Origin of the sequence: Vibrio sp. SBT000027, from assembly GCF_963894355.1 — a bacterium.
Lineage (GTDB): Bacteria > Pseudomonadota > Gammaproteobacteria > Enterobacterales > Vibrionaceae > Vibrio > Vibrio splendidus.
The window spans coordinates 491,697-510,892 of sequence record NZ_CAWQGD010000001.1 but is presented as its reverse complement, the minus strand read 5'-3'; the positions used below and the strand labels follow the sequence as shown (position 1 = coordinate 510,892).

Sequence of the window (19,196 nt, the reverse complement as noted above, 5' to 3'; positions counted from 1 at the left end):
AGCGGCGTGTTTCGCGCTTAGCTCATGCTTGAGCGCCTTAAATAAGCCCCTAAAACAAAGCATAACAGCTAGATAGCGAAAACCACATTTGTTCTAGATCAACTTTGATCTGGGTATGTGGAAATCCACAATACCCCGCGTACGCCCAAAATCTGACAATGAGCCCAACAGATCGAATACCCATTTATAGGTACCTCCATGGACTCATTGAAAAGACGGTTTCTCAGCCAATTCGGCAAGGTTTCCGCTGGTGCTGCGCTCATTCCCATTGCCGGAATCAACACCGCAGTCGCAAGCACAGCCATTCGCAATAACAACCAACCTGACCGCAAAGGCGAAATAGGCAAACGCTACGCCATGGCGATTGATTTACGTAAGTGCGTTGGCTGTCAGGCGTGCACTGTTGGCTGTAGCGTTGAAAACCAAGCGCCAATTGGCCAGTTCAGAACCACCGTAAAACAGTATGAAGTCTCCCTTGATGATGGTTCGACGGCTCAACAAGACGTGAAATCATTCATGTTACCTCGCCTATGTAATCACTGTGACAACGCTCCCTGCATCAAGGTTTGTCCTGTTCAAGCGACCTTCCAGCGTGAAGATGGGATAGTGATGGTCGACAACGAACGCTGCGTAGCCTGTGCTTATTGTGTTCAAGCCTGTCCTTACGATGCTCGCTTCATTAATAACGACACCCTTACCGCTGACAAATGTACTTTCTGTGCACACCGCCTTGAAGACGGCTTACTGCCTGCTTGTGTAGAAACCTGTGTCGGTGGCGCGCGTGTCATTGGCGACCTTAAAGATCCAAACAGCGAGATCAACCGTCTGCTCAATGAAAACCAAGACGACATCAAGGTGCTTAAGCCAGAGCAGAATACCAACCCCCATGTTTTCTATATCGGCATGAACGAGCGTTTCGTTAGCCATATCGAAGGTCAGCCTGCGATTTATGATCCCGCCGCCATCGATAACTCATCCTCTAGCGAACAAGGAGAGACAGCATGAATATCACTGAGGTGTTAGTCCCCGCTCAAGAGATCGCTTGGCTACCGTGGGCGGTTCAGTATTTCTTCTACATAGGTTCGGCTTACGCGGCGGCGATTCTGTTTTTGATTGCCCTGATATTTAAAAATTCAACCAGTCATCAATTTCGTGCAGCCCTTGTGCTTGTGATGGCCATCGGCGCGATTGTTGGGCCATTAGCGCTTACTGGTGACTTGCATCAACCCGGACGTGCGTGGCATTTCTATGCTCACATCACGCCTTGGTCATGGATGTCATTAGGCTCTTTGTTTCTACCTCTATTCTCTGGTCTGGCTGTCACGACTGCTTGGGTTTACCTGCGTGACGACATCGCACAGCTTAAACAAAGTGAAAACCCATTTCTAAAACGTTTGTCTTGGCTGACGCTAGGTAAATGGCAAATATCATCAAAGCTAATGATTGCACTCGCTGCTGTGACGGCTATTTCGGGCCTAAGCATCGCGCTTTATACAGGCGCAGAGATTGCGATTTTGGCGAGCCGACCGCTTTGGCATCAACCGGCTTCTCCACTACTTTGGTTCACGACCGCATTCTTTGCTGCTACGGGTTTAACGCTGTTGATTTGGGCTCTGCTGCCTTCAAGCAAACCAAGCTTAAAACCAACAGACCTCGCTCTGATACAAAGAACCATTACCTTAACTGGTGGCCTTGCCATCATTCTCACGTCGATTTGGGCATCTAACCATGGTCACTTCAGCCTGTATGAGAACGACGCTTGGGGCATCAATTTAGGCATCATGACCACCAGCATTTTGCTGTGCATGATCTTGGTTCTACCACTGCAACGCCTATCGCAAAGTAAGCTAGGAATTGTCTGTGTTGCGCTTGCGACCATAGTTTCTGCATGGGCGGTACGTTGGGTCACCATGATGGAAGTTCAAACCATTCCCCGTTTTGATGTGGGTCCATTCCCTTATGAATTACCAATGGGTAGTGCTGGGTTACTTGGCATCGTTGGCATGTGCGGCCTTTGGCTAGCACTTGCGTTGTTCGCCTCTGAAATCGTGTCTGCTGGATCGTCAAGAACAACTGGCTCTGCGACAAAGACAGCATCTAAGCCAAACCAAAATACATCATCGTCACCACTTAACCGCTCACATAGCTTGTAGTCTGAGGAATCATCATGGATAACAAACGTCGTCAATTTTTGAAAACAGGCCTTGCTGCCGGTGGTGTTGGAGCTTTTGCTGCAGGTTATGCGACAACCACAAAGCACATGGTTCACGGTGCTATCGATGGCACCGCAGGTAAGAAAACCAATCACATCCATCACGGTAATTCGTTAGAGACGGAATACAGTGTCGATGAGCAGGGTAAGATCTCGCCAAATCCAAACCAACGCGTAGCACCGTCAATGTGTTTTGGCTGCTGGACACTGTGTGGCTTGCGTGTACGTATCGATAATCGCAATGATGAGATTTTACGTATCTCAGGTAACCCATATCACCCGCTTTCAAGTGATCAGCAGATCCCGTTCAAAACACCGATAAAAGATGCCTACATTGGCTTGTCTGGCGAATCCGGTATCAATAACCGCTCGACAGCCTGCGCTCGTGGTAATGGCATGTTGGAGATTCAAAACAGCCCTTACCGAATCACTCAACCGCTAAAACGTGTTGGTAAGCGTGGTGAAGGCAAGTGGGAACCAATCAGCTACGAACAGCTTATCTCTGAGATCACTGAGGGTGGTGACTTGTTTGGAGAAGGCGAAGTTGAAGGCTTGCGATCGATTCGCGACATCGAAACACCACTTGATCCAAATAACCCTGAATACGGTCCAAAAGCCAACCAACTGCTTGTGACCAATGCCGGTAATGAAGGTCGTGACGATATCTTGAAGCGCTTTGCATTTAACAGCTACGGCACACGTAACTTTGGTCATCATGGATCTTACTGTGGTTACGCGTTCCGTGCAGGTTCAGGCGCTATCATGAACGATCTAGACAAGTTCTCGCACTTAAAGCCAGATTTCAACAATGCAGAGTTCATTCTTTTCATCGGTATGTCTCCAGCTCAAGCGGGTAACCCGTTCAAGCGCCAGGCGAGACAACTGGCTGAGGCTCGTACCAACGGAAAGCTGAGCTACACCATTGTCACTCCAAGCCTTCCGGCAGGATCGTCAAGCCTTGCGGCGGGCGATCGTAACAACTGGCTTCCGATCAAACCGGGCACTGACTCAGCATTAGTTCTGGGTATGATCCAGTGGATCATCGAAAACCAGCGCTACAATCACGACTTCTTGTCTCGCCCAAATGCGCAAGCGATGCAAAAAGCAGGCACCACACACTGGTGTAATGCATCTCACCTTGTGATCAGTGACGAATCGCACCCACAAAATGGGCGTATGCTTCGTGCATCGGATATGGGTTTGCTAGAAACAGGCGAACCGATGTCTGACGATGACGGATTTATCGCACTTGATGTGACAACGTCACTGTTAGCATCACATATTCAGGTGAATGAAGCGGCGCTGTTCGTCGATCAAGACGTAGAAATCGATGGTCAGACTGTTCGCGTGAAATCTTCTCTACAAAGATTGAAAGAAGAAGCCTTCAAATATGACCTTGCTTACTACAGTGAGCAGTGTGAAATCCCTCAAGATCAAATTATTGCACTTGCGAAACGCTTCACGAGTTACGGGACAAAAGCCGTCGTCGATACTCACGGTGGCAACATGCACACCAACGGCTTCTACAACTCGTTCTCTATCCTAATGCTGAACGCGCTGATCGGTAACATCAATGCAAAAGGCGGGGCGATGGCGAAAGCAGGCGGCTACCCGACTTCGGTTGCAGGCCCACGCTACGACTTTACTAAGTTTAAAGGTAAGACTAAGCCGCAAGGTGTATTCTTGTCCCGCAGCAAGTTCCCGTACCAAAAAACCAGCGAATACAAACGTCGCGTTGCCGCAGGCGAGTCACCTTACCCGACACGCGCGCCGTGGTACCCAATCTCAGCACCGCTTTTAACCGAGCACTTATCAGCTGCAATTGATGGCTATCCTTACCGAGCAAAGGCATGGATCAACCACATGGCGAACCCACTTTATGGTGTTCCGGGTTTAGATAACTTGCTGGGTGAAAAGCTTAAAGATCCAAAACAGCTTGGCTTGATCGTGTCTATCGATGCCTTCATCAATGAGACCACAGCATTATCGGATTACCTCGTGCCAGACACAGTGACCTACGAAAGCTGGGGCATGGCAACACCTTGGCATGGCGTCGCGACTAAAGCGATAACCGCTCGTTGGCCGATTGTTGAGCCTAAAACCTCACGCACTCAAGACGGGCGCGCCATCAACCTAGAGAACTTCTTTATTGATCTGGCGAAAACACTGGGCTTAGGTGGCTTTGGCGATAACGTAATCAAAGACAACCAAGGTAACTGGCACGGTATTCATAGCGCTGAAGACTTCTACCTGCGCTCAGCGGCTAACTTAGCATTTGTAAAAGGCGGCGTGCCGAATGTAGACGCTGAAGATATCGTTTGGTCTGGTCTAGAGCGCCTTATACCTGTAATGAACAAAACGCTTAAACCAGAAGAGATGCTCAAAGTGGCGTATATCTTTGCGCGTGGCGGTCGTTTTGAAGACGCAACCAATGCCTACACCAATGAAACTATGAAGTACAAATGGACCAAACCTTTGGCTATCTGGAATGAAAAGCTGGGTACCTCTCGCAACACCATCAGTGGCGAACAGTACATGGGTTGCCCGACATGGTATCCACAAAAACTGGCAGACGGCACACCTTTGGCAGAGCAGTTCCCAGCAAAAGAGTGGCCGTTCACCCTAACCAACTTTAAGTCCAACATTCACAGTGCGGTCTCTAATTTGTCACCACGCTTGGAATCTATTAAAGGAGTGAACCCTGTTTACATCCACCCGCAAGATGCTTCTTCTGCGGGTATCAAAACTGGTGACGTATTTGCCATTGAAACACCGAGTTCAACCACACACGCGTTGGCGATGGTGATTGATGGCATCAAACAAGGCACATTAGGCTTTGAACACGGCTTTGGTCATAAAGAACTCGGCGAACGTGCCCACTGGATTGGTGACACACAACAACCAGTGAAGATGAAGTCGAACGATGGCGTTAACATCAATGATATAGGCTTGATCGACCCGACGAGAGAAGGCAAAGGTGTAATGCTGGATTGGGTTGTGGGTGCAGCAGCAAGACAAGCGCTTCCAGCTAAGATCTACAAAGTCTAGCTTAAACTCAGCAAGCTATAACTTAATCACTGAGTCAAAACACTTCCTTATCTGATTTGCAGATGAGAACACAACAGGGCAACTTCGTCATTCGAGGTTGCTCTGCTTTTTCGTCCCCTTGATCTAGAAAAGCACCCTATTTGGATAAACGTCCAATCTACATAAAGCACCCAATCTAGATAAAGCATCTGCTCTAGATAGAGTAATCAACCCAAAGCCATTAGGTAATCTTCATTTCACCACAACTTTTTTAGCCCGCCTCCATAAAGCAGCTATGCTTATACAATCGGTGCCATAAAAGAGCCTTAACAAGCAGTTATACCGAGGCGAACATGGCAGTTCCCTTGTTGCATTTCATAAACGGCAGTTGGATCAGCCTATCGAAGTTCACATCAATATCATTATGGTAAATGAGGTTATTAATGTGAGACTCACCTCAAGTTCCAAGTGAATTAATGTGGAAATCCACAATAGCGCGAACAACCAATTATGTCGAAAATGCGTGCATTACAACCAATAGCGACGCCTCATGACTAAGCTGACAATTAAAACTCAAACTCTAACGCTTTGCATCGCTGCTCTAGGAAGCCTTTCTTTATCCGCTTTTGCACAAGCAGCACCTAATCCAATGCCAGAAGCCGCAGAAACTTGTAGCGGCTGCCATCAAGCCGACGGTAAAGGCATGCCCAACATTGCCCCTATGCTTGCAGGGCTCAATGCTGACTATCTAGAACATCAACTGGTTCTGTTCTCAAGTGGTGAGCGTCAAAGCGCGATCATGAAGGGAATGGCTGACGGTGTATCTGATCCCGCTGTTCGTCGTGAGGTCGCAGAATACTTTGCATCACTGCCTTCATACGAATTTACCGATTTAGAGCAGCGCGGCTCACAGGCTGATATCGATAACCCCTATCGTAAACTTGTATTCCAAGGCGATTGGGATAGAAACATTCCAGCCTGTGCAACCTGTCATGGGCCAAGCGGGATGGGCGTAGACAAATTCCCGCGCCTAGCAAGCCAGCATGCCGACTACATTCAAACTCAGCTCAACGCTTGGAAAAATGGCACTCGTAAGGGTGATGATTTGAACATGATGGGCAACATCGCAGGCAAGTTGACCGACGATGAGATCAAAAACCTGTCTTACTACTTCGCCTCTTTCCGATACTAAAGGGCTCGCATGAAAACATTACTTTTAATTACCGCAACCCTTGCCTCTGGAATCGCTTATGCCGAAGCTGAGTTGCCCGATCGCCAAACCGAACTGCCAGCCGTTGAGAAGCCTCAAGATAACAAATATCTGGTGCCACGAGACTTGGTTGATATCCCTGCTGGGGAATTTGGCGACAAAGTAAAATTGGGTTATTCGCTGTTTGTCGATTCACAACAGATGCGTGGTACGTTCGTAGGCAATGAACAAAACTGTGTAAACTGCCACATGCAAGCGGGCATGAAGCCTAACGCTGCCCCTCTTTGGGGTGCGTACATGGCCTACCCTGCGTATCGTTCCAAGAACGACAAGGTAAACAGCTACGCAGAACGTATCCAAGGTTGCTTCACCTACTCAATGAATGGCCTGCCACCGGCTGAGGGTTCAAAAGAAATGGTCGCACTCACGGCTTACTCATACTGGCTGGCGATGGGTGGAATCCTAGATAAGAACGGCATGCAAGACACGCCTGTCCCTGAGATCAGCGATGCTGATTTACAAGTTGGTGGCAAAGCTGAAAGCTTCCCTCTTCCTGAAGAGCTGTTAAGCAAATACCCAATCGATGACCGCAGTAAACTGGCCGGCCGTGGCTACCCTAAGATTGCAAACCCTGAACAAGAGCCATCGATAGCCCGTGGCGAAAAGGTTTACCAAACCAGCTGCCAAACCTGCCATGGTCAAAATGGTGAAGGCATTAAAGGGGCTGATGGCCGCTCATACCTACCACCTCTTTGGGGCGAGAATTCGTTCAACTGGGGCGCAGGTATGCACCGTGTAAATACAGCAGCTTACTTCATCTACGAAAACATGCCGCTTGGAAAGAGCCAACAGCTTTCAATTCAGGATGCATGGGATGTAGCCGCATTTGTGAACAGTCATGAACGCCCACAAGACCCACGATACAAGGGTGATGTTGCCGGCAATGCTAAGCGTTACCACAACCACCAAGGTTACTATGGTAAAGAAGTCGACGGTAATGTTCTGGGTTCAAAAGCCTACCCAAGTGGTAAAGAAGTGATTCATGAGCATTGATAGGCATTAGTAAAAAGAGCCGCTCACGCCAGCTATAACTAAGCTTTACATTGTAAATCAGTTATAGCTGGAAGAATAAAAAGGAGCCAGATCGTTCGACGTTCTGGCTCCTTTTTTATGTTTGAACGATTAGAAAAACAACTAACCTTGCTGCATCTTCTCCCAAATCGTCGGAGAGCCAATATAGTCTTGAACCGTGGTAATGAACTCTTTGACCAGTTTGGTCTGTTTACGGTGTGGATACACAGCGTAGATTGCGGTATCAATCGTCGAGATCGGATAATCCGGAAGCAAAGTAACCAAGCCAAGCTCTTTCATTGAGGCATACAGGTTTGATTGATCAAGGAAGCCATAACCTAGACCATCTTTCACACAAGACACCATGGTACGAACATCACTCACCTTATAGTTGCCACGAATCGTTAGGCTCTGGAAGGTATTACCTCTCGGCTCTTCACTAATGCGCAGATGGTCGACCGTCATATCACCATTGGTATAAATCACCGCAGGCAGCGCGAGCAGATCTTGTGGCGTCTTAGGCTCACCATGCTCCTTAACAAAATCGTTTGACGCGACCAACATAAAGTTACTGTCGGCAATCTTCTTCGCAATCAAATTCGATTCCACGAGCTTACTGAAGCGAAACGCAATATCAAACTGCCCAGCAATAATATTGGCGATCTTATCGTCCAACGACAGTACGATCTGAACATCCGGGTACTTTCTCATGAACTGAGTGATGATAGGTTGCAGATATTGCTGCCCAAAATAGATCGGTGAAGTAATTCGCAGTACACCTTTGGGTTCAGACTGGTATGAATCTGCAATGCCTTGGATCTGATTGATGGTGTCTTTCAGCACATAGGTTTGCGCAAGAATATCTTCCCCTGCCGACGTCAACGAGAACGAACGCGTAGAACGGTTGAGCAACTGAACACCTAAATCTTGCTCGAGTTTTTTTATCTGTTTAGAGAGCGATGAGTTGTCCATATCGTGCAAGGTTGCCGCTTTGGTAAACGACCCTTGTTGAACCACATCTAAGAACAATAACAATTGATTGGTATTTGGCACAGTGCCTCTCCTGAAATAAAACTCGACTAGCGTTCGTCTTTGGGTGTATCCATCACAACCATGGTCGTAATAGATTGCACCTGAGCACATTCCCCAAGCACATCGGCATGAAACTTCTTATAGCCCGGTAGATCTTTGGTTTCTACCCTTAGCAAGTATTCGTTGGCACCGGTAATATTGTGACACTCCACTACCTCTTTTTCCATACTGACGTGCTGTTCAAACTCCAGTTGGGCGGCTTTGCTGTGGCTCGATAAACCAATCGAAACGTAAGCAATAAAACCAACGCCCATCAGACCATTATCCAGAACTGCGCGGTAACCTTGAATGATACCTTTACGCTCAAGATCTTGTACGCGCCTTAAGGTCGCAGAAGCCGACAAACCAATTCGTTCTGAAAGCTCAATGTTGGAGATTCTGCCGTCCAATTTAAGCTCTTGCAATATCCTTTCGTCAAATCTATCCATAGGTACTTATTATTGTGCATTTAGTGATAATAGAGGAAATAAAAGCACATAATTGCCTCACTTTCCACCTACTATGTTTCTCAACACGTGAAAGTCATGACTGGTCAGTCACTTCGTTCATTTTTTGCTGGAGAACCATAATGCCTTTAGAACAACTTAGCGCACTTGCCTTGTTTGCGTTTGTCTCGACCTTCACACCAGGTCCAAATAACATCATGCTCATGACATCAGGAGCAAATGTTGGCTTCGCCCGCACTATTCCGCACATGCTTGGCATTGCTCTAGGGTTTGCTGCCATGTTGCTGCTGGTTGGCTTCGGTTTAATGGGCATTTTCAACGCGTACCCAGTTACTCACCAAATACTGAAATACCTGAGCCTTGCTTACCTCGTGTACCTTGCAATCAAGATAGCATTGAGCGGCAAAGCAAAAAGTACTGAAGCTTTTAAACCAATGACCTTCCTCGGCGCTGCCAGTTTTCAATGGGTAAACCCTAAAGGTTGGTCGATGGCGCTGACGGCGATTTCAGTCTATAGCAGTGGCAGTTCATGGTGGGAGCTTGCGATCATCGCAGGTATCTTCACGCTAGCGAACTTACCATCAGTCACATTCTGGACGGCAGCAGGTAAACAGCTGCAGCACTGGTTAACAACACCCGTTCGCATCAAAAGCTTCAACTACGGTATGGCCGGCTTGCTGCTAGCCTCAACGATTCCGATGCTCTAATCAAATAACGTCCTATATTGTGATGGTTAGTGCACGACTACTAGCCATCATTCTCGTTAAAGATATCCAATAATCTCGCTAAGCCAACGACCAAAAATTGCCTGCCCGCTTGGGGTTAACGTCCACGCAAACGCCGCTACATTAATTACCACTGTCAGCCAATAGATGGATCTGAACGGCTGCTTCTGCGTTTTATGACGCAGCTTATCTTGAGCTATCAACGCCCCTAACCAGCCACCAGCAACAGAAAAAGTATGCAGGGTTTTCTCTGGCACGCGCCAATTGCCATTGATCGCAGCTCGCTTGTCCTTCGCGTACACAAAAAACGTCACCACACCGATAACCAAATACCACACCAACAGCGCTTTAGAACTTTCCGCAAACAACACAGATACCGCAACCAGAACAAGATAAGTGATAACGATTTGAATAGATGAAGACAACATCAACTCCTTTTGGGCAACAGCTCACATACTGTAGCAATTACGCCCTGTAGATTTTGATAAGGATGAGTAAGGCATATTGTAATTCGGTTAGCCTGCAAAGAATAAACAAGCCCATTCATCCCTACATAACATGATGGAAGTTAAAGGAATTATAAATATGTACAACCAAAAGTACGCCATCTACCAAGTTTTTACGCGTTTATTTGGTAATAAGAACACCCAACATGTTCCATGGGGCACAATCGAACAAAATGGCGTCGGTAAGTTCAGTGATTTTACCGATAAAGCGCTGTCTGAAATCCGCAAACTCGGTATGACTCATATTTGGTATACCGGAGTGCCACATCACGCCATCATCAATGATTACAAGCACATCGGGATTTCAGACGATCACCCAAGCGTGGTAAAAGGCCGAGCAGGCTCCCCTTATGCAATTAAAGATTACTACTCCGTCAATCCGGACCTCGCCAATAATCCTGACCATCGGTTAGAAGAGTTTGAGGCATTGATAAAAAGAAGCCACAACAACGGTTTAAAAGTGATCATCGATATCGTACCGAATCACGTTGCGCGTCATTATCAAGGCTTAAACAACCCACAAGGCGTCAGTGACTTCGGCGCTCACGATGACACAACGCTGGAATACCACAGAGACAATAACTTTTACTACATCCCCAACAGCACCTTTGAACTGCCAGATATCGAGCCCGCCTTTACGCCGCTTGGTGGTGAACAGCACCCTAACCTAAGCTCCCCGTTTATAGAGACGCCCGCCAAATGGACGGGTAACGGCTCTCGTTTAGCCAAGCCTAGTTTCGATGATTGGTATGAAACGGCGAAAATCAATTATGGCGTGCGACCAGACGGTTCAAAAGACTTCCCTGAACTACCGAGTGACTATGCCCAGCGAGATTACCGAGAGCATCATCATTTCTGGGAATCGGCTGCTGTGCCTAGCTCTTGGGTGAAATTTCGAGGTATAACATTGTTTTGGTTAGAAAAAGGTGTTGATGGGTTCCGCTACGACATGGCTGAGATGGTGCCTGTTGAGTTCTGGAGTTACCTTAATTCATCTATAAAGATGAAAAACCAAGATGCCTTTTTAATGGCTGAGGTGTACCAACCGGACTTATATCGCGACTATATCCACTTAGGAAAAATGGACTACCTCTATGACAAGGTTGATCTATACGATGGCCTCAAAGACATCATGCAAGGCAAGGCTTCAACGGCTATCATCCCCGAAATCCAGCATCAGATGATGGATATTGAACACCACATGCTGCACTTCTTGGACAATCACGATGAGCAACGCATCGCTTCTCCCGAGTTTGTTGGCAATCCAAATATCGCGAAACCTGCAATGCTAGTCAGTGCGTTATTGAGCAGTTCACCAACCATGATCTATTTTGGACAAGAAGTTGGTGAACCTGGAGCGGAAAACGCAGGGTTTGGACAGCCCTCTCGTACCTCTATATTCGATTACGTCGGAGTCCCACAACACCAAAAATGGATGAATCACGGTGCATTCGATGCCGGATTATTAAACGACAACGAAAAGCAACTACGTCACTTCTATCAGAAGGTAATGAACTTTTCGCTTGAGCACTCTTCAATGACTGGTGATTACCAAGACTTACACAAGTGTAGTAGTTTGAGTGATTCAGTCTACGCATTTCTGCGCTATGACCACCAAGAGCTAACCATTGCTGCCGCAAATTTCAGCCAACACGCCACAGAGAGTATTCACTTAAAGGTTCCAAACGATGTCATCCAAAAGCTCAAAATAGCGAATGGAAATTACTTGCTAGATGAACATATTGAAGGCGTTCAACAACAGGTATTAAACGTTGAGGAAAGTATTGGCAGTTTTAGTCTTGAACTAAAGCCACTGGCTTCGTTGGTTTGGGTATTTTCCTTATCTGAACAGGATATTTATCATTATTAACTCCCAAACAATCTGAGTTTTAATTAATTGACAAATAACTTAATTCCCACATTAAATTAACTTCACCTCAATTCGATACATTCCTCACATTAATAAGGATGAGCTCTCATCCTTATTATCTACTCCTAGCTTCTACGCCTTAGGTTATTAATATCGAACATATTAGCTATTGATCCAATTAATTTCACTTAAACCAAATACAAAGCGTGATATTGACACTAGGTTTCCTATTTTTACGTATTAAAAATAACTTTACATATAGCCATCACAAATAGTTGGCCATCATTCGGACTAGGATATTCATCTTCATAAAAAGTGAAATATGGATATCAAACGTGAACAACATAAATATTAATAAGAACATCACTCTACAACGCACCTTCAACATTACAAAAAAGAGAAGCTTCAAACGATCAACGCTAGCCAAAGCGATTCTGCCTCTCTTCACTGCCACCCTTATCGCAGGCTGTGGTAGCGATAACGACAGCGACACGGATGCTGGCAACAGTGGCTTATACAAAGCTGGCGAAAACGAAGTCGTTGTTTACTACAAACGTGATGTCGCGGCTGCTAGCACGTCTAGCTCGACCTATGATGGCTGGGGATTGCACCTTTGGAATGGCGAAGGCTGTACCAGCACAGACTTAGTAGCCATGGGGTTAAGTGAAACAGGGACTAACTGGGAAGCACCTTATGAATTTGATGGTATCAGCGATACCTACGGTGCCTACTATGTGTTGAAAGTCGATCCTGATGCTTCTGACCCGCATAAATGCATGAACTTCATCTTACACAATGGCGACGAAAAAGCGTTTGGTAGTGCCAATTCGAAAGTCGAATTAACCAAGCTTGGTGATTCGCAAGGTGTATTCGGATTCCATGGCAGCAGCGAGTTGTACTACGACCCAATCTCAGAAAGACCAGTCAATATTGATGGCCAAAAAGCACATTGGTTAGATGCAACCACCATCGCTTGGGAAGCAGCTAGTAATGCCGATTCTGTAAAACTCTTCTATGCATTAGATAACAGCATCACGATGAACGACGACAAAGAAATTGTCGGCGGAACTGCAATTGAACTAAGCAAAGACGGGGAGCTGTCCTCTGAATTGAAAGAGCGTTTCCGCCACCTTGCAAGCTTACCAGCCCTGGCTATCGATGTTGACGACAGCACACTTCGCACTATTTTAAAATCTCAGATAATTTTTGTTGCCTACAATGCCAATGGCGATGTTATCTCTTCAACTGAGGTTCAAAAACCTGGTGTGCTTGATGCAGTATTTGCTAGCGAAGACGCTGGTAATGCAATGGCTGAAGAACTAGGCGCAATTGTTGAAGGCAGTGCGGCTACCTTCAAGCTTTGGGCACCAACAGCGCAAGATGTAGAACTCGTCCTATACAGCGAAGATCTGCAAAGTTCACAAGTGTTCCCAATGACAGAAAGCACTGAGACGGGTATTTGGGCGACTGATGCGGTACCTAACGCTGTCAACAGTTACTATCGCTACCAAGTGAAGGTTTACCACCCAACCACAGGCAACATTGAGACTCGCTTAGTAACCGACCCTTACTCACTCAGCTTATCGAAAAACTCTGCATACTCTCAAGTCATCGATCTTGATGATTCAGCATTAATGCCTGAAGGTTGGGTTGGATATAAACGCCCAACCGTAGAGAAAGACGAAGACCACGTACTCTACGAATCACATCTTCGTGATTTTAGCTTCAGCGATAAGCTCGGAACAAAAAGCCTAAACGGCAAGTACCTCGCTCTCACAGAAGCAGATCGTGAGTCGGTTAAACACCTTCAAGAATTGAAAGATGCGGGCTTAACGACACTACATATCTTACCGGCATTCGATATCGCTACCGTCGATGAAGATGAAGCGAGCCGTGTCGATATTACTGACACCGTTGGTAAGCTATGTGATGTAAAACCGACTGCCGCCTTATGTGGAAACGAAGACGAAAACAAAGTCATCGAAGAAGTACTCGATGGTTATGATCCTTCAACAGGCGATGCACAAGCGCTAATGAACGACCTGCGTATGCTCGACAGCTTCAACTGGGGCTACGACCCATTCCATTACACGGTTCCAGAGGGCAGCTACGCGACAGATCCTAATGGTTCTAAGCGTATTCTAGAGTTCCGTCAAATGGTGAAAGCAACGCACGACATGGATCTTAAGCTGATCATGGACGTTGTATACAACCATACCAATGCGTCTGGCGTGAACGATAAGTCAGTGCTGGATAAGATTGTCCCTGGGTACTACCACCGTCTTAACGTCAACACAGGTGGCGTCGAAAACTCAACCTGTTGTGACAACACTGCGACTGAAAACCTAATGATGGGTAAATTGATGGTCGACTCACTTAAGGTGTGGGCTGACGATTATAAAGTGGATGGTTTCCGTTTTGACTTAATGGGCCACCAACCAAAAGATGTGATGGTAGAAGCTCTTGCTGAAGTACGTAAAATCGACGAAAACACACTGTTCTACGGTGAAGGTTGGGATTTCGGTGAAGTAGCGGATAACGCACGCTTCGATCAAGCGAACCAAATCAACATGGCAGGCACTGAGATCGGTACCTTCTCGGACCGTCTGCGTGACGCCGTACGTGGCGGTAGCCCGTTTGATGGTGGCGTCGATTCAGAAGGCAACCACCCACTTCGCTTTAACCAAGGCTTTGGTAACGCAGCGATTGCCAACGAAGAGACCAAAGTTGATCAAGATTCAATCAACGGTCGCTTACACAACCAAGATCTTGTTCGTTTAGGCATGGCAGGTAACCTCGCAGAATACGTGTTGATTGATTACAAAGGCGACACCAAACTGGGTAAAAACGTCGATTACAACGGTGCGCCCGCTGGCTACACCAAAATGCCTTCAGAGAACATCTCTTACGTTTCAAAACACGATAACCAAACGCTTTGGGACAACAACGCTTACAAGATCGCTGCAGGTACTAGTTCTGCAGAGCGTGCTCGCATGCAGTCTGTATCGCTTTCTACCGTGATGTTAGGCCAAGGTATACCATTCATCCATATGGGTTCTGAACTGTTGCGCTCTAAGTCTATGCAGCGCGATTCTTACGATTCAGGTGACTGGTACAACCGCGTAATGTTTAATGGCACTGACAACAACTGGAATGTTGGCTTACCACGTGAAGATAAAGATGGTGCTAACTGGGATTTGATCAAAACCATCATTGCTGACAGCACGGCTAAACCAGACGCAGACGACATTGAGCTGACTAAGCAGCAATTCCTAGAGCTATTGAAAATCCGTAGCTCAAGCGAACTGTTCCGCTTAGACACAGCAGACGAAGTCATGAAGCGTGTCGACTTCCGCAATGTTGGTGAGGAGCAAGTCGAAGGCCTAATCGTGATGTCTATCGATGATGGTATCTCAACAGGTAAAGACCTTGACCCAGCCAACGATGCAATTGTTGCTGTTGTAAACTCAACCAACGAGTCTCAATCATTCAAAATCACAGGAGCTACAGGTTTCGCACTGCACACAGTTCAACAAAGTTCAGCTGATGACACAGTGAAAGGCGTAAGCTTTGCCGCTGAAACCTTCACAGTACCTGCATTAACCACCGCTGTATTTGTACAAGCTCAAGGCGATGCACAAGGTGCTGGCTTGCCGGTTGATAACTCAGACAAGGATGTATCTAGCATCCCACCATACGGCCAAACAACCGTGTATGTTCGTGGTGATATGAATGGATGGGGCGCAAGTGATGATTGGGCGATGAGCTTTGTTGCTAATGGTGTTTACTCTTTGACAGTGCAAGTACCTAAGCCTAAAGACGATAAGGATGGACACGGCTTTAAGTTTGCAGATGCTGATTGGGTATCACCTAACTTTGGTTGTGAATCTGTCGAATTTGCCGATGGCTCGATCAACCTTGGTACTGATGGTAACTGCCAACTGAGCATAACTGAAGCAGGCAGCTACACATTCACTCTGAATGCGATTCATGAATTAGATGACAATGTGGAGAAAGCCGTAGTTTCAGTAACCAAGAATTAAGCCTTAAAGCTAATGATTCGAATAAACAGATAATAAAACCAGCGAAAGCTAGCCTTTGGGAGACGTCAGTCTCCCTTTTTTTATTCTCAACAAATACCAGTCCAAATACACCATTTCCTTTGCCTCCCATCGAACAATACGCAATGTTAAGTGATAGACGAATCGCCTAGTTCTTAGTTCTCAGTTCTTAGTTCTTAGTTCTTAGTAGTAGAAAGCATAACGACTTCGTGTGAGCGTCTAATTTAAGTGTATGAGAAATTTAGGAAGCCGAGTTTAGGTTGATAAATGAAATGGCTATTCGTCAATAGAGTTCGTATTCAGCTGTCTGAGAAGAGTAAAATAAGCGGAAGTGTTTTAATTGGCAGTTAGTCAATCAAAACCATAAACGACCAATAACGTCTATTTATATTAGCCATTAATTATTATGTGTAAGCCAGTGGTTATTTAAAACCCAAGTATTCAGTGAATATAAATGTTCCTTTTCACTTATCTCTTATCTCTTATCTCTTATCTCTTATCTCTTATCTCTTATCAAAAACAATAAAAAAGGCCCCTAACTAGGAGCCCTTATTTTCATATCATTCAGTATATACAAACCGTTTGATTACTTTTTATTGACGGCTTTTACAAATACTTCTTGTGCGCCTTCAATACCGAGTGCTTTTGCTTCATCTAATAAGCTCAGAGCTTTCGGAATATTATCTTCACTTACTGCCGTTTGAATTGCATTATGGTAGTAAGTTTGCGTCTCTGGTTGAATGGTATCAAGCTTAGCTGTCGCTGCTGGCTTAACGTTAGAATCACTGCTAGAACCAAACGAGAAGAAACTTACTCTATCAAGAGTCACTTCAATCTTACCTACGTTTGCGTTCGGAACTGGGATATCTTCCATTTCTGGCAAGTAGTTACCGCGGCCTTCTGCATCTAAACGAGCAGGATGAATGACATCAGTAAAACCATCCAGATCTTGCTGCTCAGTATAGATAACTAAATAAACCGATTCAGACGTCGTCGGTGGGTAAAAATCGTTGTCAGCAACTAAGCGATTCCCCAAGTGCAATCTTGGTTTCGCGTATTCGAAACTCTCTTTACCATAACGCTCTAGCTCACGACCATTTTTATCGTAAATGACGGCATTTGGTACAAATGCTGTATCGCCGATCATGCTCGTGATCTTAATAGAATACTCACCACGGTCTGCAGGGAGCTCTATCGCGACCACAGGGCTGTTGATGCCTTGGTAATTTAATATTTGACTATCTGGTGTTACATCAAAAATTGCTGAGCTTGGCAGCTTCATTGAAGCAAATTGAAGACCAGCAATAGAGTTAACTTGTTCAGCTTGCGCAACTTGCACTTGCTCGACTACTTGCGCAGATTGACAACCGGCTAACGCAACACAGCCACTTAGCATAAGAGCTTTAAAATACATAACCCTTCCTTTTTGTTATTTTTTTAAGAAATTTACTAACTTTAATTACCACAAAGAGAACTATTCACCTAGGGAACGATCAACTTAATCGTACATTCCTTAAAAAAATAGCCGACGCAAGCCGGCTATGAATTAGGACAGTTTAGGATTTAAGCTAAGTGGCTTACCACCAAGCTTCAGCTTGGATACCGAATACGTATTCAGTATCGTCACCGTTGAATGCTTCTTTATTTTCAGTATCTAGGATGTAAGAACCGTAAACACGGATTTCAGGACGAGCCCAGAAGCTGTCACCCATAGCCCAAGCTTGAGCTACTGTGAATTTAGCGTTACCGAAGTCTTCTGTTGCTAGACCGCCGTCAGCAATGCGCTCACCAGCGTTGTAACCAGCTTCAAATACTGTACGCATAGTGTCGTTCCACTTGTACATTGGACGAACTACAGCAGAATACTGGTCGATATCGAAAGTTTTGTTTGTGTAGTTACCATCTTTGTCAGCACCACCGATATCGCTACCCGCTAGGTAAGCTAGTTGGTGACCCATTTCCCAAGATTCGCCAAGGTTCATTACACCCCAGTTAATTAGACGGAAACCAGATGCTTCGTTGAATGCTTCAGTACCACGAGAGTAGTAAGAACCTGAACCCCAGAAGTTTGCAGCTTGTACGCCGTAACCATTAGTACCGTACTGAAGTACAGTTTGGTGGAAGCCGTTGCTCGTTCCTTGGTGTAAAATTGCAGAAGCTAGTAGGCCATCATCAGCAGACTCACTTGCGTCATTTGAATCAGTTGCGAAGTTGTATGCTAGTGCAAATTCTAGAGAAGCATCTTGCCATAGACCAATGTTCGCTAGACGAGCATCAAAGATGTAACCCGTTGAATCGTCAGTGTCACCATCTTGAATAAGCGCTACAGAAAGTTTTTGGTCACCAATAGAGATGTTCTCAACACCACCACCAGTACCTGATGTATTTAGGTAGTAGAAGTCAGTGATGTGGATGTCTTTACGTTGGTAGTATGTTTTACCAGCCCAAAGAGTCGCTTCTTGGTCAAAAGATAGAACGCCTTTCGCTTTAACTGCGAACTGAGCAACGTTAAAGTCAGAATCTTCCCAACCATTTGCGCCAGGAGCACCAGAAGCAATCATTGACTCAACGCGCCACGTTTGCTCACCAGTTTTCAGCTCTTCAGCTAAACCAAACTCAGAATAGTTGTCATTTTCGTTACCTAGACGACCAATACCGTTTTTATTTACTGATACATCACCGTTACCGTTACCGCTAATACCAGTACCAGCACGCATGTAACCATTAAAATCTACAGCGAACGCAGAGCCAGCAGCTAATGTAGTTGCCACTGCAGCAGCAATCAAACTTACTTTTTTCATTCTTAACTCCATTAAGGACGATTTATTTTAGGTTTTTATATTTTTGCTCTCTTGCGACAACCAAAGGCAGTAATGGCGGACGTAAGATAGAGAGGTTTAGGGTTGCCCCTGATTCGTTTCAACGGAGTCAATATTAAGAGGGGATGACAAGTTTGACTTCCTCCACCCCTAAGTT

13 protein-coding genes are annotated in these 19,196 nt (G+C 45.8%); 8 read left to right on the top strand and 5 right to left on the bottom strand.

All coding sequences use genetic code 11. The features are described 5' to 3' along the window. Nucleotides 1–198 precede the first annotated feature (198 nt). The 5 genes from dsrO to AACU28_RS02170 all read left to right on the top strand — a co-directional run bounded on the left by dsrO (nucleotide 199) and on the right by AACU28_RS02170 (nucleotide 7,502). Entirely contained in the window at nucleotides 199–1,005 is an 807-nt protein-coding gene (gene dsrO / locus AACU28_RS02190) for a sulfate reduction electron transfer complex DsrMKJOP subunit DsrO (protein ID WP_121602248.1), read from the top strand. Next, a complete protein-coding gene (gene nrfD / locus AACU28_RS02185; RefSeq protein WP_121602247.1) occupies nucleotides 1,002–2,153 on the top strand; it encodes an NrfD/PsrC family molybdoenzyme membrane anchor subunit in 1,152 nt (383 codons plus the stop codon). The genes dsrO and nrfD overlap by 4 nt, the downstream gene beginning before the upstream one ends. Nucleotides 2,154–2,167: 14 nt before the next feature. Beyond that, entirely contained in the window at nucleotides 2,168–5,260 is a 3,093-nt protein-coding gene (locus AACU28_RS02180) for a tetrathionate reductase subunit A (RefSeq protein ID WP_121602246.1), read from the top strand. Nucleotides 5,261–5,789: 529 nt separating this feature from the next. Then, the gene (locus AACU28_RS02175) at nucleotides 5,790–6,431 is read left to right on the top strand and encodes a c-type cytochrome (protein WP_017064226.1); all 642 of its coding nucleotides are present in this window, start codon (nucleotides 5,790–5,792) and stop codon (nucleotides 6,429–6,431) included. Between the two features lie 9 nt (nucleotides 6,432–6,440). Next, the gene (locus tag AACU28_RS02170) at nucleotides 6,441–7,502 is read left to right on the top strand and encodes a c-type cytochrome (RefSeq protein ID WP_102498122.1); all 1,062 of its coding nucleotides are present in this window, start codon (nucleotides 6,441–6,443) and stop codon (nucleotides 7,500–7,502) included. 141 nt (nucleotides 7,503–7,643) lie between these two features. Here AACU28_RS02170 and AACU28_RS02165 read toward each other — a convergent pair whose 3' ends face one another. Together AACU28_RS02165 and AACU28_RS02160 are read right to left on the bottom strand one after the other, a co-directional pair. Beyond that, nucleotides 7,644–8,573, bottom strand: a complete 930-nt coding sequence (locus tag AACU28_RS02165; RefSeq protein ID WP_121602245.1) for a LysR family transcriptional regulator — start codon at nucleotides 8,571–8,573, stop codon at nucleotides 7,644–7,646. Between the two features lie 26 nt (nucleotides 8,574–8,599). Next, a complete protein-coding gene (locus AACU28_RS02160; RefSeq protein WP_009845852.1) occupies nucleotides 8,600–9,040 on the bottom strand; it encodes an Lrp/AsnC family transcriptional regulator in 441 nt (146 codons plus the stop codon). 140 nt (nucleotides 9,041–9,180) lie between these two features. Here AACU28_RS02160 and AACU28_RS02155 point away from each other — a divergent pair, with 140 nt between their 5' ends. Next, nucleotides 9,181–9,765, top strand: coding sequence for a LysE family translocator (locus tag AACU28_RS02155; RefSeq protein ID WP_017064223.1), 585 nt, complete (start codon nucleotides 9,181–9,183; stop codon nucleotides 9,763–9,765). 56 nt (nucleotides 9,766–9,821) lie between these two features. Here AACU28_RS02155 and AACU28_RS02150 read toward each other — a convergent pair whose 3' ends face one another. Further along, nucleotides 9,822–10,211: a DUF1294 domain-containing protein gene (locus AACU28_RS02150; protein ID WP_108086128.1), complete on the bottom strand. Its 390-nt coding sequence runs from the start codon at nucleotides 10,209–10,211 to the stop codon at nucleotides 9,822–9,824. 157 nt (nucleotides 10,212–10,368) lie between these two features. Between AACU28_RS02150 and AACU28_RS02145 the strand changes: the two genes are divergently transcribed. Both AACU28_RS02145 and pulA read left to right on the top strand, forming a co-directional pair. Next, complete coding sequence (locus AACU28_RS02145) at nucleotides 10,369–12,159, top strand: alpha-amylase family protein (RefSeq protein WP_121602244.1); 1,791 nt, start codon at nucleotides 10,369–10,371, stop codon at nucleotides 12,157–12,159. A 386-nt stretch (nucleotides 12,160–12,545) separates the two neighbouring features. Next, a complete protein-coding gene (gene pulA / locus AACU28_RS02140; protein WP_121602773.1) occupies nucleotides 12,546–16,202 on the top strand; it encodes a pullulanase-type alpha-1,6-glucosidase in 3,657 nt (1,218 codons plus the stop codon). Between the two features lie 604 nt (nucleotides 16,203–16,806). Here pulA and AACU28_RS02135 read toward each other — a convergent pair. Together AACU28_RS02135 and lamB are read right to left on the bottom strand one after the other, a co-directional pair. Further along, a complete protein-coding gene (locus AACU28_RS02135) occupies nucleotides 16,807–17,634 on the bottom strand; it encodes a MalM family protein (protein WP_102453855.1) in 828 nt (275 codons plus the stop codon). Between the two features lie 163 nt (nucleotides 17,635–17,797). Next, nucleotides 17,798–19,021 (bottom strand): maltoporin LamB, encoded by a 1,224-nt coding sequence (gene lamB, locus AACU28_RS02130; protein WP_017081800.1) that lies wholly within the window; start codon nucleotides 19,019–19,021, stop codon nucleotides 17,798–17,800. Nucleotides 19,022–19,196 lie beyond the last annotated feature (175 nt).